A 15,362-nucleotide genomic window follows, 5' to 3' on the forward strand; every position below is an offset into this window, starting at 1 on the left:
CGAGGGAGTGGCACGGTGACGGCACGACAAAGGACCGCGGCGGCGTTGACGACGGGGCTGGTGGTGCTCGGCCTGGCCGGTTGTGGGAGTTCGGGGAAGGATCCCCTGTCGTTGCCGAGCCCGGAACCCACCCGGTCGCAGTCCTCGACCACCGCGCCGCCGGTCGAGCGGGAGACCGAGGTGAACACCGAGGCGGTGGCGTTCCGGGTCCGGGCCTCGAGTCCGGTGCGGCCGACGACCGCGCCCGCGACCGAGGGGTGCGCGCAGGTCGTGGTGCGGCTGGGCGATGTCACGATCGAGTCCAACTCGACGCAGTGCAAGGCGCAGACCCAGGCTCCGGGCAATGGCCGGCACGGCATGTACCGCACCGCCGCGGACGTTCCGGCCGGCGCCGCGACGGAGACGATCCGTACGCCGCTCGGCGACGCGATCCTGTTCACCCAGCGCTACTTCGAGGCGACCAACTCGGTGACGTACTGGAACGAACCGGTCGCCGTGGTGACCTTGAGGAACCCGAAGCAGGCGACCCATCCGACGCTGATCCTGCGCTCCGACAAGGGAAAGCTCGATCAGGCGGCGCTGCGGACGTTCGTCGAGACGAAGCTGTCGCCCTCGGGGTGAGTAGGACAGCCGCGTGTCCGCTTCGGGCAGGTCGGTGCGCGGATCGACGTCCCGAGAAAGAGGATGGCCCGAACCGGTGCCGTCTGCCGTCGGCGATTCGGACGGATTCGGCGGTCGTTCTTTGTCCGGCAGGACGAGTCGAGGTGTTCGGACGCTGCCTACCGTGAGCGTCCTCTGCGGCACTGGGCCGTTCTCCGAGGAGGTATCCAGCATGGGACGATCCGATGCGGTCGGGTCCACCGTCCGGATGGTGGGTTCGGACGCCCGTACACCGGTCGGCGCCGAACCGGAGGGCGGAAGGCAGGCGTGGTTCGCCTTCCTCGGCAGTGGCGACCGCGCCGGGATCCCACAGACGAGGCGCGCCCTCTCCCGGGCGGCCGGCACGGGGACCGGCTCGGGCGCGGCGAAGGTCGCCGGCCGGGGTGCCGTCGACGGCCGCGTCGGTGATGCCCGATGAGACGCGGTGTACGCGGAGCCGCGACGGTGGTCGCGTTGGGTCTGCTCGCCGTCGGGTGTGGCGGCACCGGCTCGAGCGGCTCGGGTGGCGGCGACACGCTCACCATCGCCATCACCGCCGACCCCGGCAACCTGTCCCCGCTCACCTCGCTGACCAAGATCACGTCGTTGCTGAGCCGGTTCTCCTACGACACCCTGGTGAACGTCGAGCCCGACGGGAAGATCGTCTCGGGCGTCGCCGAGAAGTGGACGACCGACGCCGTCTCGGCGACCTTCACGCTCCGGCGCGACGTGACGTGCGGCGACGGCCGACCGCTCACCGCGTCCGCCGTCGCGGCCCAGTACAACTACGTCCTCGACCCGAAGAACACCTCACCCCTGTTGGGTCTGGGGGTGACGCCCGGAACCGTCGCGACCGCCGACGACGCCACCAACACGCTGACACTGAGGACTCAGGAGCCCACCCCCTTCCTGCTGCGGGGTGTGTGGGGACTGCCGTTGGTCTGTCCCTCGGGGCTCGCGTCGCCCGACTCGCTGACCCACGCGACCGACGGCACCGGTCCCTACCGACTCACCGAGACGGCACCGGGCGACCACTTCACCTTCACCAGGCGAGCCGACTACACCTGGGGCCCGAACGGGGCGACCACCGCCGAACTGCCCGAGCGGGTGGTCTTCAAGGTCGTCGCCAACGAGTCCACCACGGCCAACCTGCTCCTGGCCAAGCAGATCGACATCGCCCCCGTCAACGGTCCCGACCGGGTCCGGCTCACGGCGGCGGGGCTGAAGTACCAGATCCAGCGCGACCCGCTCGGCATGCTCTTGTTCAACGAGGCAGCCGACCACGTCACCGCCGATCCGCGGGTGCGGTGGGCATTGACCGCCGTGCTCGACCGCAAACAGTTGGGGGCCGTGGCCACCGGTGGCAAGGGAGCGCCGCCGGCCAGGGTCGGCGTCACCATGTTGCCGCCCTGTCCGGCCGACGCCGTGAGCGCGAACAGCCCGCCGCACGACAAGGCCGGTGCCGCGGCGGCGTTGCGCGCCGCGGGCTGGGAGAAGTCCGGCGGGCACTGGAGCAAGGACGGCAAACAACTGTCGATCGTGCTGCCCTACCCCTCCACGTCGGGTTCCCAGGTGGTGTCCGCCGTCGAGTTGGCGGTCAAGCAGTGGAACGCGTTCGGCGTGAAGGTCACCCGCAAGCCGCTCACCTCGGCCACCACCGGCGAGGTGCTGGCCTCCGGCCAGTGGGACATCTCCTGGACGCCGCTGGCGCTCGCGCAACCCGACCATCTCGTCCCCTTCTTCAGCGGCCCCCCGGGGCCCGACGGGATCAACTTCGGCGCCGTCGACAACCCCGAGTACCAGCGCCTGGTGGGCCTCGCGATGGCCAAGCCGGACGTCGCGGGCTGCGACGAATGGACGGCGGCCGAAGCCGAGTTGATCAAACGCGTCGACGTGGTGACCTTCGTGGACTCGCTCTCGCCGTACTTCAACACCAAGGGCACCACGTTCGCGATCGACGCCGCCGGCATCGCGCCGATGTCCCTGCGCCGGGGCCGCGGGTGAGCAATCCCGCCTCCCGGCCGCGTCGACGTCGGTGATCGCACCGCGACAGTCGGGGACGAGCACGCCTTCGCAGCCGTGACGAACCGCCGCCCGAACTCGGGAAGATGTCGGGGATCTGTCGGAAACCCTTGGGCGCACGGTGATTTCGTCTCGTAATCCGGTGGCGGCGCGGTGGTTTCGTCACGGGTGAGGACCACCGCGGCGCGGCGGGGGGAGCGGCTCGGCCTTCGGGACCCCGGTGCGGATCCCGACGGTGGGGGTCAGACGCTGACGCGGGCGCGGACGGTGGCGCGGACGTGGGGGCCGAGGGAGTTCGTGCCGGTGACGCGGAGGTCCACCTCGTCGCCGGTCACGGCGGTCACCTCGGCGTCGAGGGTGAGGGTGTCCCCCGTGTGGTTGGGCGCGAGGAGGTGCAGGTCGACCTCCAGGAGCCGGGTGGCCGGGCCGCCCCAGTCGGTGACCACTCCGCCGACGAGGCCGGTGGTGGCGAGGATGTTGGTGAAGATGCCGGGGCGCCGGAGCGAGGTGCGCGTCCAGTCGGCGTCGTGGTGGGCGGCGTAGAAGTCCTGGGTGGCGAACGCGGTCGCGATCACGAACGTGGGGGTGATCGGGATCGTGGTGACGGGGGTGCGGTCGCCCACCCGGGGGGCCGCCGTGAGCGGGCGGCAGGTCCGGGGGCTCGCGGGTGTGGGCGGGGCCGGATCCGCCGGGGCGTTCGGCGCGGCGGCGTCGGACGCGTCCGGTGCGGCGACGTCGGGTGCGCCGGCCGGTGGTTCCGGCGTACGGAAGCACAGCACGGTCCAGTCGACCGTCGCGACGTCCGCCTCGTCCTGGTCGCGGAAGGTCATCCGTGTCGTGACGAAGTAGCCCGGCCCCAGCGCCGTCCGCTTGCGCGGCGATACCGTCGTGAGCACGCTCTCGCAGGTGAGGTGGTCCCCGACCGCCGCCTCGCGGTGGTACTGCTGCCGGCATCGGGTCGCCGCGCGGGCGGTGTACCCGTGCGCGGTGAGGAGCCGGTGTACGGCCGCCGCCGGGTTGTCGGTTTCCTTGTCGGTCGACCGGCCGTCGGGTGACCGGCCGTCGGTCGACCCGTTCTTCGACGACGCCTCGTGCGCCGATTCGCCGGCCAGGTAGGGCGCGTACCCGGGAACCTGGGACAACGTGGCGGCCAGGGCGGAGAGTCGGGGCATGGTCCACGCCTGGATCATGGTCGGCGGCGCGACGATCCCGGCCCGCCCGGTCGCCGCGGCGGCGTCGGCGTCGCGGTAGACGGGGTTGGGGTCGCCGAGGGCGTCGGCCCAGGTGTCGAGCATGGGCGCGTTGACCGGGTGCCGGGCGCGCACGACGGATTTGGTGCCCCGCGCCACACAATCCCGGAGCGTGCGTTCCGGTTCCACGGTGTCGGTCGTCATGCCCGCCTCGCCTTTCGGACGATCGCCGCCTGTCGGTTGCCGTCGCCTACCCTATCGATCTACTTGACATTGACAAGCGATTGGCTCGCGTCGATGATCGGCGAGAGGGGGCGTGGGGCGTGGGGCGGCAGAGGCGCACAAGCGCACGCGCTCACGGGTCGCGGTGAATTCCCGCCCCCGTCACGTGTGTCGAGGCACGCGCCGAGATGCCGGGCCGAACGCGGCGGGGACGCGTTCGAGGATGCCGCCCGCGAAGACGTCGTACAGCGGCAGGGACGTCAGGTGCACGTAGCCGATGTGGCAGTCGCAGGCCCGCTTGGGGCAGGGCGGCGCCGGCGCGAGACCGGCGCGGAACGAGCCGTCGTAGAGGTTGCCCAGCACCTCGGGCACGAAATGGCAGCGGCGTACGGTGCCTTCGCCGTCGACACTGATCACGGTGTCACCGGTGCGGCACCGCACGCCGAGGGCGGGATGCGGGTCCCGGCTGAAGCCGAAGTGCGGGTCCAGCGCTGCCCATTCGGCCGCCGCCGCGTCGGTGTACGCGTGTCCCTCGGCGGCGTTGACCCAGAGGTACACGTCGGCGGGAAGCTCGTTCCGCAAGGTCCGCGCGGCGGGCAGGTGTTCCGGCAGGCCGACGACGCCGACGCTGAAGCGCACGCCACGCGCGTGCAGGTCACGGCAACGCTCCAGGAAGCGCGCGTGGCGGACCTGGTCGGGGTGGTACGTCGCCCAGAGCGCCAGGCGGGTGAGGTCGGCCGCCTCGGTCCATCGGGGATGCGCGCTCAGGTTGGTCTGGATGGCGACGCGTTCGACGTGCGGGAGGCGGCTCAGGTCGGCGAGCGTACGGCGGTACCAACTGCGTACGAGACCCTCGCCCCACGGGGTGAACAGGACCGACACGCGGTGCGGCGAGTGCGTCACCCAGTCCGCGAAGCGTTCCAACGCCGCGCGGTCGGCCCGTAGTTGCTCGGGCGTGTCGCGGCGCTTGGCGAACGGACAGTAGCCACAGTCGTAGTCGCACGAAGCGAGCGGACCCCGGTACAGGAGTGTCAACGGGTCGGCGCGCGCGCCGAGTTCGACCAGCGGAAGCGTGGCGGGGGGAGAACCCGTCATCGCGGCCGGTATCCGTGCATCAGGGCGGAAGTCTCGGGCGAGAACAGCGCGGGACCGATCGCGTCGGACCAGGCCAGGCCCTCGTCGGTCAGGCGTATGCCCGCTTCGGACACGGTCAGCAGGCCCGCGTCGGCGAGCGGCGCCAGTTCGGCGGCGAAGTCGGCCTCGGCGTCGGTGCCGAACGTGGCCCGGTAGTCGTTGGCGGCCAGGCCGTCGGCCTGCAGCAGCGAGGTGAGCAGGTGGCGTCTGCGTCGTTCCCCGCCGTCCAGTCGACAGCCCACGCGGGCACGGGTGAAGGCTTCCTGATCGAGCGTCACGTAGTCGTCGATGATCGCACGCACCTCGCCGACACCGACCGCGTACTCGAACGAGTAGTGCAGGTCGGCGGTGTACGAGCGGGCGCCGCAGCCCAGGCCGATCATGCCGTCGCGCTGGCAGCGGTAGCCGCCTTCCGCGTCGGTGCCGGCCGCGTCGGTGCCGGCCGCGCCTGCCGACCCGGCGGTGTCGGGGAGGGCGTCCGCGCGGCGGAACATGCGCATCGAGACCTGCTCGTAGCCGGCCGCGCGCAGATGGTCGCGGCCCGCCCGATAGAGGGCGAGACGGTCCTGGTCCCAGTCGGCGCGCGTGACGGCGCGTCGGCCGAGGCCGGTGAGCGGGCGCACGTACAGCGGATACAGGTACAACTCCTCCGGTCGCCAGGCGAGCGCCGCGTCGATCGAGGCGAGCCAACTCGCCCGCGTCTGGCCGTCGATGCCGTAGATCAGGTCGATGTTGAGCGTCGGCACCGCGGCGTGCCGGATCGCCGCCAGCGCGGCCTCGACGTCGGCGCGGCGCTGCGGGCGCCCGCTCGCGCGGGCCTCGGCGTCGTCGAACGACTGGACGCCGATGCTGACCCGCGTCGTCCCACGCTCGGCCAACACCGCCAGGCGCTCGGGCGTCGCCGTCGCGGGGGAGGTCTCCACGGACATCGGGATCGCGCCGAGGTCCGCGCCCATCACCTCCGTCGCGATGTCGAACAGTCTTTCCAGTTCGGGCGCGTCCAGGTAGGTGGGCGTTCCGCCGCCCACCGCCGCGACCGCGAAACGTGCCTCGGGGATCGCCTCGCGCACGGCCCGCGCCTGCCGTTCGAGCGCGTCCAGGTAGTGCCCGACCAGTTCCGCCGGGGCGCCGGTGCGGGTGAACAGGTTGCAGAAGCCGCAGCGCATCTCGCAGAACGGCACGTGCACGTACAGGAACAGTGCCGACAGGTCCCGGCCCCGCCACACATCGCTCAGCGTGGGCGTCGGAGCGAGCGGGCGGTAGGCGGTCTTGTGCGGATACGAGTAGACGTATCCGGCGTACGGCGAGCCGAGCAGGTCCCGCGCCGACGATGGAACCACCAGGGGATCGGCGGTGCTGGACGATCCCATGAGCGGACGACCTCCGAGGACGTGGGTGAGTACCGGGTGCGGTGTTCGCACACCCCGACTCTATGAGTGGGCGCCGACAGGCCGACCGACCGCCCGGTGTCTCGGGAGGGGGCGGGTGGTCCGGGCCGCCGCGCGTTGCCGATCAAGGCGTGGGCGGGGTCACCATGCGCCGGGATCGAGGGTGAACTGCGCGTACGGCACGGTCCACACGACCTCGTGGCCGATGCGGTGCCCGGTGTAGCCGTCCTCGCCGTACGCCGTGCCGTGATCCGACGTCAGGATCGTGAAACACGGGCGGCGGGCGCTCATCGCCCGGAAGAGCCGGCCCAGATGTCGGTCCACGTACTCCAGCGCCGCCGCGTGCGTCTCGCGGGTATCGCCCTCGGCGGCCGTCGCACCGGGCCGGTGGAACCAGTTCGGCTGGTGCAGCGCCGCCACGTTGACCAGCAGGAAGAGTCGCCGGTCGGGGTCGAGGGCGGCGACGACGCGTTCCGCGCAGACCACTTGTGCCTCGAACGAGGTGGGCGAGGTGACGCCGAGTTCGGGATCCCAATGGCTCTCCGCGAACAGGCCGGGCAGTACCGAGCCGAGCGGGCCGCGTTTGTTGAAGAAGCCGACGCCGCCGACGCAGGCCGTGTGATAGCCGGCGCGGGCCAGCCCGGAGGGCAGATCGGGCTCGTCGAACACCCACGTGTGCGGCGCGGTGGACTCGCTGCCGCCGAAGCGCGCCGCGAACAGGCGCGGATGCGGACCCTGCCCCAGCGGGGTGGGCAGGAACCCGGCGAGGAACGCGGTGTGCGCGGCGTAGGTGAAGCTGCCGGGAGTGTGCCGCGCCTCCCAGCGCCCCCCGGGCAGCACCCGCGCGAGGGTGGGCAGTCGGCCCGCCGCCACGAGTTCCGCGGCCACGTCGTAGCGGAGCGTGTCGAGGGTCACCATGAGCAGATCGTGCCGGCCGACGACCTCGTTCATGTCGGGGTCGTGGCCGTTGCGGCCGTCGTTCCCGCGGCGCGGTGGGGGTGTCGTCAGGTCGGGCACGGCAGTCGTTCCTCGTCGGGTGTCTCGCGGTTCGGTGTTTCGCGCTTCGGTGTTTCTCGATCCGGTGTTTCGCGGTCCGGTGCCTCGCGGTCCGGTGGCTCGCGGTCCGCCGCTGGGCGGTCCGGTGCCTGGCAGTGTGCCGTCTCGAGGTCCGGCGCTTCGCGGTCCGATGGCTCGCGTCCCGCATGTCGTGGCCTCGCGGGAGGGCGCCGGTTCTCGACCAGGGCGCGGATCTGTTCCTGCCATGTGTCCCGGCCCCGGTGCAGCACACCCGGCAGCAGATCGCCGAACGCGTTGACCTCACCGACCGCGTGGTGGCGGCGGTCGACCGCGACCAGGAGATCGACGCCGACGTGCAGCGTGCGGGGAAAACATCCGGCCGCGCGAACACACGTCGTCATCGCCTCCTCCCAGGCGGCGGTCCCCACGGCGCGGCGGACCGCGTCGACGTCGACGCGGGCGTTGCCCAGGTGCAGGTTGGTCATCGGGGTACGGCTGCCGCGCGCGACGACGTGTGTGGCACGGCCCGCGACGACCAGGACGCGCAGGTCGACGGCGAGTCCGTCGAGGGTGAGTTTGGGCAGCCAGGTCTCGACGTGCACGCCGTCCGCGCACAGTGCGTCGATCAGGGCCGCGATATCCCCCTCGTCGCGGTACTTGCGCACCCGCAACGAGTTGAACAGGGCGATCCCCGAGGCGGTGCGCACCAGTTCGGTGGACGTGGTGGCCTGTACGCGCGTCCCCGAGGTCTCCAGGGCGACCACCCCGGACGCCGACGAGCCGTGCGCGGGCTTGACGAACACGCGCGGCCGGCCGGTGTCGCGCATCAGGTCGCGCAGGTGGGTGTAGGAGCGCACGGCGACGCCGCGCCCCTCCGGGCCGAGCCCCGGCGGGACCGGGACGCCCGCGTCGCGCAGCCGCCCGTGCGCGCGCGGCTTGTCGAACATGACGGCGATGTCGTCGGGGTCGTTGACCAGCCACGCGCCGGGCGTCGCGGCGACGGCGTTTCGTACGCGCCCCAGCGCGCGCACAAAGGTCGCGTGGCGGACCGCACCGCCCTCGACGCGGTGTGGGTCGGACGGTCCGCCGAGCAGTGCGTGGACGACGGGGTTCTCGCCGGGGGAGTCGATCCGCACCGGCCCGGCGGCGAAAGCCGGTTCCGCGCCGCCGCCCAGCACGTCCTCCCAGGGGACGACGCGCGGGGCCGGCAACCCGGCGGCCCGCGCCGCCGCGTCGAATCCCACGACGCGCCGGTGCCCCGGATTGGCGACGACCGTGATCACGGTCACGGCAGGCATCGCACGACGCGGAGATCGGCCGTGCCCGTGGGGCCGATCGCGCCGACGCAGCGTGCCCGGGCGTGCCCGCAGGTCATTCGGAGACCTCCACGTATCGGGGGTCGCCGCCCCAGTCGCGGGGGCTTTCGGGGGCGGAGATCTCCACCGTCACGCCGGATGCCCGCAGCGTGGCCCGCAGGCGCTCGGCCACGGCGTCGTCCAGGAAGTGGTGACGGATCGTCAGATTCCGCAGCCGGCCCAGGGATCGGCTGTTCAGCAGCGCCTCGGCGCCGTCGTTGCTCAGGATTCCCATCGACAGGTCTAGGGATTCGAGCCGGGGAGTGACGGCGGCGCTCGCGATCGCGGCGGCGATCTCGTTCTGCAATTCGCTGTTCATCAACCCGAGATGCCGAAGCCGGGGCACTCGCGTTCCGGACAGGAGGTCGGCGAGGTCGTCGACGCGGGCATCACCGCCGTAGTCGTCGACGCCGAGCCACATGTCGAGTTCCTCGAGCGCGGGGAGGTCGCTCATGCCGACGGCGCGCACGATCCGAGCGGACAGGCCGCCGCTCTCGAAGCGGAGCCGGCGCAGGTGCTCGTGGCGCACCGGAGTCAGGGCGGGCGCTTCCTCGGTGGCGTTCTCGCTGCCCCGCAACACCAGTTCCTCGAGGTGTGGGAAGGCTTCGAGGAGTCCGGTGGAGGGGCCGATGCCGATCCAGGAGATCTCGGATTCCTCCTGCACCACGTCGCCGACGAACAGATGGCGCAGCGCCGGAAAGCGGGCGGCGTCGCGGACCAGCAGTTCGGTCAGCGGGTTCTCCTCGGACATGTCCACGTCCCAGGCGCCGACGATCAGCGCGGTGACTCGTGTGGTGTCGACATTGGCGAGGAAGTAGGCGTAGAGGTCGGTGAGTTCGGGGTCGTCTTCCCAGTGGCGGTGGCGCAGCCGCCATGCGACGGCGTCCGCGGGGTGGTCGCCGGGCGCGATGCCGTACGGCGGCGTGGGCTTGCCGCGGAGGCCCTGCTCGGGTTGCCGCCCGGGAACGGCCGAGGGCTGCTTCGAGTCGGGTGGCCTCAGGTCGGCGACGGGCAGGCCGCCGAAGTGTTCGAGGTAGGTGTAGATGCTCATGCCGAGAGGTCACCTGCGTGGGTTCGGGTGGGTGCGGATCGGTGCGCGTAGGAGTCCTGCCTACCAGAGCGCACCGACGACCGGCGCGGAGGGAGCGCCGACGGGTCGGCTCGCGGTCGGTCCCGTCCCGGGACGGCGGGCGATCGCGCCGGTGTTCCTTCGGCCGGCGCCTGCCGCGCGGGCTTCCGCAGCCCGTGTCACACTTTCCCGCCGACGTTCGTCTACATCGCATGGAGAACGAACCCGGGCCCGAGCCCGCGTGGCGTGCGGAGTGGACGGCCGAGCAGTTCGAGGGGCTGCGCCCGCACCTGAGGTCCGTCGCGTACGGCATCCTCGGTTCGCGCGCCGACGCCGAGGACGCGATCCAGGAGACCTGGCTGCGGGTGTCGCGCACCGAGCACGAGGACATTCGCGACCTGCGGGCCTGGCTGACCACGATCGTCGGGCGGATCTGCCTCGACATGCTGCGCGCACGGCGGCTGCGGCGTGAGGACTATCCGGGCACGTGGTTGCCGGAGCCGATCGTGCGCTCGGCCGACGCCGACGCGTACGACCCCGAACGCAAGACCATCGAGGCCGACGCGATCGGCCTGGCGCTGCTGATCGTGCTGGAGACCTTGAATCCGGCCGAGCGGCTCGCCTTCGTGCTGCACGACGTGTTCGGCGTGCCGTTCGACGAGGTCGGCCCCATCGTCGACCGCAGCCCGGCGGCTGCCCGGCAGTTGGCCTGCCGGGCGCGGCGGCGGGTGCGATCCGCGCCGCAGCCGGAGGGCGACCTCAAGCGGCAGCGCCGCGTCGTCGACGCGTTCATGGCCGCCGCGCAGGACGGCGACTTCGACGCGCTCCTGGCCCATCTCGACCCGGACGTCTCCTTCCAACTCGACCTGGGACCGACCCGGCACTCGGTCCCGGCCGGCGTGGTCGGCGCCGAGAAGGTCGCACGGCAGATGTTGCGCTCGGCCCCGCTCTTCCTGCCGTACGCCCGCCCCGTCCTGGTCAACGGCGCCCCGGGTCGGTTGGTGGGCGACCCCAACCGGCCCAGCGGCGTCGCGGGCTTCACCGTGGCGGGTGACCGGATCGTGCGGATCGACGTGATCGCCAACCCCGAGAAGCTCAAGGCGGTTTCGCTGGACATCGTCGACGACGCCGACCCGATCGACTACCCCGACTTCACCCGAGCCCCGCACGGGCCGCGGGCCGCGGACGACACCCACCGACCCCCCGACGACACCGAGAGCTGACCCGCCCGACCTTCGCCGCGCGGTACGAGCCGCGCGCACCTCCCGTGACCACCTCGGGCGACGCCCCGGCACGACCGTCGCCTCGTCCCCGCACGCCCGAAACCGAACCGCACCCCAGTCCTGGAGCACTCATGTCCACCGACACCTTCGCATCGACCGACTCGACGGATCCGCCGAAGTCCGCGGCTCCGGCCGAGTCCGACGCCTCGTTCCTGACCACCGCGCGGGGCAAACTCACCCTCGTGCTGCTGTGCGCGGTGGCCTTCCTCGACTTCGTCGACGCCTCCATCGTCAACATCGCGCTGCCGGCCATCCAACGCGACCTGGACCTGAGCAACCAGGGTCTGCAATGGGTGCCGTCCGGCTACCTCCTGACCTACGGCGGCCTGATGCTCCTGGGCGGGCGGGCCGCGGACCTGATCGGGCGCCGCCGGGTCCTGACCGGGGGCACGCTGGTGTTCGCCGCCTCCTCCCTGATCGGTGGACTGGCGCAGAGTTCCGAGGTGTTGATCGGCGCCCGGCTCGCCCAGGGCGTGGGCGCGTCGATGATGTTGCCCGCGGCCCTGTCGATCCTGACCACCTCGTTCGGTACCGGTTCCGACCGCAACAAGGCGCTCGGCGCCTGGGCGGGCACCGGCGCACTCGCCTCCGCCGTCGGCGTGTTCCTGGGCGGAGTGCTCACCGAGGGCCCCGGGTGGCGCTGGGTCATGTTCGTCAACCTGCCGGTCTGCGCGCTCGTGCTGCCGGTCATCCCCCGACTCCTGCCCGACGACAAACGCCGGGCATCGGTACGGGGCTTCGACTTCCTGGGCACCGCACTGGCCACCGGCGGACTGGTGCTGCTGGTCTACGGCCTGGTCAAGGCCCCCGACCAGGGCTGGTCGTCCACCCGCACCCTGGTCGAACTGGGCGTAGCCGCCTGCCTGTTGTTCGCCTTCGTCGTCAACGAGGCGGTCATCGGCAACCCGCTGATGCCGTTGGGCATCTTCCGGGTCAAGGGTCTGGCCGCGGCGAACATCACGCAACTGGTGGCCATGTCCGGCTTCATCGCGATGTTCTTCTTCATCACCCTGTACGTGCAGGGTGTCATGGGCTACTCCGAGATCAAGGCCGGATCCGCGTTCCTGCCGGTCACCGTGGGTGTGGGCATCGCCGCCGGAATGGCCCAGCCGCTGCTGGCCCGGGTCGGCACCCGTCCGCTGATCGTGGTCGGCTCGCTCATCGCCTCCGCCGGGGTCTGGTTGTTGTCCCGGATCCCGGTGGACGGCACCTACCTCGGGGACCTGTTGCCCGGCCTGGTCGTGATGTCCTTCGGGCTCGGCTTCGTCTTCGTCGGCGTCGCCACCGCCGCCAACGCGGGTGTCCCCGCCGAACAGGCGGGCCTGGCGGCGGCGCTGATGAACACCGCGCAACAACTCGGCGGCGCGTTCGGCCTCGCGATCCTCTCCGCCGTGGCGACCGCGGAGACCACCCACCGACTGGCCGCCGGCGACGCCGCGGCCTCCGCCTACACGGACGGTTACCAAAAGGCGCTGCTGGTCGGCGCGTTCCTCCTCGCGGGCGCGGCCGTGGTCGGCCTGTTCGTCGCCAACACCCGCGGTGAGGAGACGAGCTGACCCACACCCGGCCCGGCCGCGCGCCGCAGGGCCCGTCGACCGATCCGGCCGCGACGATGCTTCGGCCCGGCCGGTCGAGGCCTCCCGGCGGCCGGCCGGGCGGGCGGGGTCAGTTCGTGGTCGGGGCGGCGCTCGGGGTCGGTCGTCGGGTCAGGTGGCTCAGGGCGTTCGCGATGATGCCGCGGCCGATGGATCCGTGGGCCGTCATGATCGATTCGGGGTGGAACTGCACGGCCGCGAGCGGGCGTTCGGTGTGCTCGACGACCATCGCGACGCCGTCGTCCGTGGTGGCGCAGACCCGCAGTCGCGGTGGCAGGTCCTTCGCGTCCACGTACAGCGAGTGGTAGCGGCCGACTTCGAACGTCTCCGGGAGGCCGGCGAGCAACCCGCCGCGGGGATCGGTGACCCGCACCCGCGAGGACCGCCCGTGGACGGGACGGTCCAGGACGCCGAGCGTGCCGCCCAGGTATTCGACGAGGCCCTGCAATCCGAGACACACCCCGAACACCGGGGTGCCGAGTGCCTCCGCCGCGGCCAGCGTCTCGGCGACGCCGAAGTCGCTCGGGCGCCCCGGGCCGGGGGACAACACGAGCAGGTCCGGCCGGGTGCGTTCCAGGACCGCCAGGTGGTGCGGCGGCCGGAACGTGGCCACCTCGGCGCCGCACTGACGGAAGTAGTCGGCCAGGCAGTGCACGAACGAGTCCTGGTGGTCGACCATCAGGACCCTGGGCCGGGCGGCCGGCTCGGCGATCGGCGACGACCGCCGGATCGCCGCCGGAACCGGCACCGGCATCGGCGCCGGGGCGCGGACCTCGGGTGCCTCCGCCTCGTCCAGCGCGGCCAGCAGGGCCCGGGCCTTCAGTTCGGTCTCCGCCTCTTCCGCCCGGGGGTCGGACGCGCACAACAACGTCGCCCCGGTCCGGACGACGGCCGTTCCGCGGCGGATCTGGATGGTGCGCAGCGTGAGCGCGCTGTCCAGGCCCCCGTCGAAGCGGATCCGGCCGACGGCTCCGCCGTACCAGCGCCGGGGCGACCTCTCCTCGCGCTCGAGGTACTGCACCGCGGCCCGCTTGGGCGCGCCGGTGACGGTGACCGCCCACAGGTGCGCCAGGAACGCGTCCAGGGCGTCGAGTTCGGGTCTCAGGCGCCCCTCCACACGGTCGACGGTGTGGATCAGCGTGGCGTGGAACTCGACGCGGCGCCGAGCGGTGACCCGGATGCTCCCGGGTACGCACACCTTCGCCTTGTCGTTGCGGTCCACGTCGGTGCACATGGTGAGTTCGGACTCCTCCTTCTCGGATTCCAACAGCCTGCGCACCCGCGCCGCGTCCTCCAGCGCGTCGCGGCCGCGTGCGATCGTGCCGCTGATCGGCGTGGACTCCACGACGAGGTGTCCGTCCGTTCCGGCGTCCCCTCCCGCTCCGGCGTCCCCTCCCGCCCGGACCGCGACGAACCGCTCGGGTGACGCCCCGATCAGGTGCTCACGCTCCCCGAGATTCATCAACAGCGCGTAGGGGGCGGGGTTGCGGGCGTACAGCCGCCGGTACACCGTCGACGGCGGCGCGGTCGCGGCGCGGCGGAACTCACGGCCGGGCACGACCTCGAACAGGTCACCCGCGTGGAAGGCCGAGCGGGCCCGCTCCACGACCCGGGCGTACTCGCCGGGAGCGTGGTCGTCCCCCGCGACCGCGCCTCCGGGGCGGAAGGCGGCGTCCGCGGTGGTACGCGGCAGTCCGTCGGTGCGCGCGCGACCGTCGTGGAACTCGTACCGGTGCCGGATCGCCGAGTCGTTGCGCTCGTCCACCTCGAGGAGTTCGTCCGGCAGGTGCAGGACGAGCATGCGGTCGCCGGGATCGCGTTCTCGCGCGATCGTGATGCCCTCCATCCCCAGGATCAGGTCGTAGCCGAAGGCTCCGTACAGGCCCAGGCAGGAGTCCGCGGGAGAGCGCATCGCGTCCACCAACTCCCGGAGCACGGTGAAGACCCCGGCCCGGCGGGTACGGTCCTCCTCGGCGATCGCCTCGTTGGGGGACGGCACGGTCCCGTACACCCCGTCCGCGCGGACCTCCCGATCGTGCAGGACGCCGGCGGTCGCCCGGGCCAGCGCGGGAAGCAGCACCCGGCCCCGGGCGTTGAGCGCGCGCACGGCGAGCAGGGAACCGCGGACGCTCACCTCGATCGGCGGGTCGGCGTATCCCACGACCGTTCCGTTCCCGACATGGGCGAGCATGCCGCGGCGCCGGTCCAGCCGTTCCTCCAGCGCCGCCAACGCGGGGCCCGCCCGTCCCGCGTACGCGGACGAACGGCGCACTCGGATGCCGTTCGGCAGGTGCCAGGACAGCTCCCGGGGCGTGTCGGCGGAACGGACTTCGAGCATTTCCGGTAGCGCCATGGCGAAGCCCCTCCGTGAAGTGGTGTGCCGACCGGGCCGCGTGCCGCGGTGTGCCGACGGGCGGTCGTGCCGCGATGTGCCCACGGGCCGTCGTG

The 15,362-nt window shown here is 72.3% G+C and carries 12 protein-coding genes; 5 read left to right on the forward strand and 7 right to left on the reverse strand.

Annotated features, from left to right (window positions below; genetic code table 11):
* Positions 1–15 precede the first annotated feature (15 nt).
* From ACWCPW_RS26925 to ACWCPW_RS26935, 3 genes are all read left to right on the forward strand, one after another.
* Entirely contained in the window at positions 16–621 is a 606-nt protein-coding gene (locus ACWCPW_RS26925; protein WP_449764165.1) for a hypothetical protein, read from the forward strand.
* Positions 622–832: 211 nt separating this feature from the next.
* The gene (locus ACWCPW_RS26930) at positions 833–1,078 is read left to right on the forward strand and encodes a hypothetical protein (protein ID WP_449764166.1); all 246 of its coding nucleotides are present in this window, start codon (positions 833–835) and stop codon (positions 1,076–1,078) included.
* Entirely contained in the window at positions 1,075–2,643 is a 1,569-nt protein-coding gene (locus ACWCPW_RS26935) for an ABC transporter substrate-binding protein (protein WP_449764167.1), read from the forward strand. The genes ACWCPW_RS26930 and ACWCPW_RS26935 overlap by 4 nt, the downstream gene beginning before the upstream one ends.
* 260 nt (positions 2,644–2,903) lie before the next feature.
* Here ACWCPW_RS26935 and ACWCPW_RS26940 read toward each other — a convergent pair whose 3' ends face one another.
* The 6 genes from ACWCPW_RS26940 to ACWCPW_RS26965 form a co-directional block, all read right to left on the reverse strand.
* A complete protein-coding gene (locus ACWCPW_RS26940) occupies positions 2,904–4,055 on the reverse strand; it encodes an FAS1-like dehydratase domain-containing protein (protein WP_449764168.1) in 1,152 nt (383 codons plus the stop codon).
* 180 nt (positions 4,056–4,235) lie between these two features.
* The gene (locus tag ACWCPW_RS26945; protein ID WP_449764169.1) at positions 4,236–5,168 is read right to left on the reverse strand and encodes an STM4011 family radical SAM protein; all 933 of its coding nucleotides are present in this window, start codon (positions 5,166–5,168) and stop codon (positions 4,236–4,238) included.
* On the reverse strand, positions 5,165–6,577 hold the full coding sequence (locus ACWCPW_RS26950) for an STM4012 family radical SAM protein (RefSeq protein WP_449764170.1): 1,413 nt from the start codon (positions 6,575–6,577) through the stop codon (positions 5,165–5,167). The genes ACWCPW_RS26945 and ACWCPW_RS26950 overlap by 4 nt, the downstream gene beginning before the upstream one ends.
* A gap of 159 nt (positions 6,578–6,736) precedes the next feature.
* On the reverse strand, positions 6,737–7,546 hold the full coding sequence (locus ACWCPW_RS26955) for an STM4013/SEN3800 family hydrolase (protein ID WP_449764197.1): 810 nt from the start codon (positions 7,544–7,546) through the stop codon (positions 6,737–6,739).
* Positions 7,547–7,599: 53 nt separating this feature from the next.
* The gene (locus tag ACWCPW_RS26960) at positions 7,600–8,910 is read right to left on the reverse strand and encodes an STM4014 family protein (protein WP_449764171.1); all 1,311 of its coding nucleotides are present in this window, start codon (positions 8,908–8,910) and stop codon (positions 7,600–7,602) included.
* 73 nt (positions 8,911–8,983) lie between these two features.
* Positions 8,984–10,018, reverse strand: coding sequence for an STM4015 family protein (locus ACWCPW_RS26965; RefSeq protein WP_449764172.1), 1,035 nt, complete (start codon positions 10,016–10,018; stop codon positions 8,984–8,986).
* A 230-nt stretch (positions 10,019–10,248) separates the two neighbouring features.
* Between ACWCPW_RS26965 and sigJ the strand changes: the two genes are divergently transcribed.
* Positions 10,249–11,259: an RNA polymerase sigma factor SigJ gene (sigJ, locus tag ACWCPW_RS26970; protein WP_449764173.1), complete on the forward strand. Its 1,011-nt coding sequence runs from the start codon at positions 10,249–10,251 to the stop codon at positions 11,257–11,259.
* A gap of 131 nt (positions 11,260–11,390) precedes the next feature.
* The gene (locus ACWCPW_RS26975) at positions 11,391–12,875 is read left to right on the forward strand and encodes an MFS transporter (RefSeq protein ID WP_449764174.1); all 1,485 of its coding nucleotides are present in this window, start codon (positions 11,391–11,393) and stop codon (positions 12,873–12,875) included.
* A 109-nt stretch (positions 12,876–12,984) separates the two neighbouring features.
* Here the strand turns inward: ACWCPW_RS26975 and ACWCPW_RS26980 are convergent, their stop codons facing one another.
* On the reverse strand, positions 12,985–15,267 hold the full coding sequence (locus ACWCPW_RS26980) for an anthranilate synthase component I (protein WP_449764175.1): 2,283 nt from the start codon (positions 15,265–15,267) through the stop codon (positions 12,985–12,987).
* Positions 15,268–15,362 lie beyond the last annotated feature (95 nt).

Source organism: Embleya sp. NPDC001921, assembly GCF_053594475.1.

Bases quoted from the DNA above. Each gene is read 5' to 3' on its own strand.
- ACWCPW_RS26980 (WP_449764175.1), bottom strand. From the start codon at position 15,267: ATGGCGCTACCGGAAATGCTCGAAGTCCGTTCCGCCGACACGCCCCGG.
- ACWCPW_RS26965 (WP_449764172.1), bottom strand. From the start codon at position 10,018: ATGAGCATCTACACCTACCTCGAACACTTCGGCGGCCTGCCCGTCGCC.
- ACWCPW_RS26975 (WP_449764174.1), top strand. From the start codon at position 11,391: ATGTCCACCGACACCTTCGCATCGACCGACTCGACGGATCCGCCGAAG.
- ACWCPW_RS26955 (WP_449764197.1), bottom strand. From the start codon at position 7,546: ATGAACGAGGTCGTCGGCCGGCACGATCTGCTCATGGTGACCCTCGAC.
- sigJ (WP_449764173.1), top strand. From the start codon at position 10,249: ATGGAGAACGAACCCGGGCCCGAGCCCGCGTGGCGTGCGGAGTGGACG.
- ACWCPW_RS26930 (WP_449764166.1), top strand. From the start codon at position 833: ATGGGACGATCCGATGCGGTCGGGTCCACCGTCCGGATGGTGGGTTCG.
- ACWCPW_RS26940 (WP_449764168.1), bottom strand. From the start codon at position 4,055: ATGACGACCGACACCGTGGAACCGGAACGCACGCTCCGGGATTGTGTG.
- ACWCPW_RS26950 (WP_449764170.1), bottom strand. From the start codon at position 6,577: ATGGGATCGTCCAGCACCGCCGATCCCCTGGTGGTTCCATCGTCGGCG.
- ACWCPW_RS26960 (WP_449764171.1), bottom strand. From the start codon at position 8,910: ATGCCTGCCGTGACCGTGATCACGGTCGTCGCCAATCCGGGGCACCGG.
- ACWCPW_RS26935 (WP_449764167.1), top strand. From the start codon at position 1,075: ATGAGACGCGGTGTACGCGGAGCCGCGACGGTGGTCGCGTTGGGTCTG.
- ACWCPW_RS26945 (WP_449764169.1), bottom strand. From the start codon at position 5,168: ATGACGGGTTCTCCCCCCGCCACGCTTCCGCTGGTCGAACTCGGCGCG.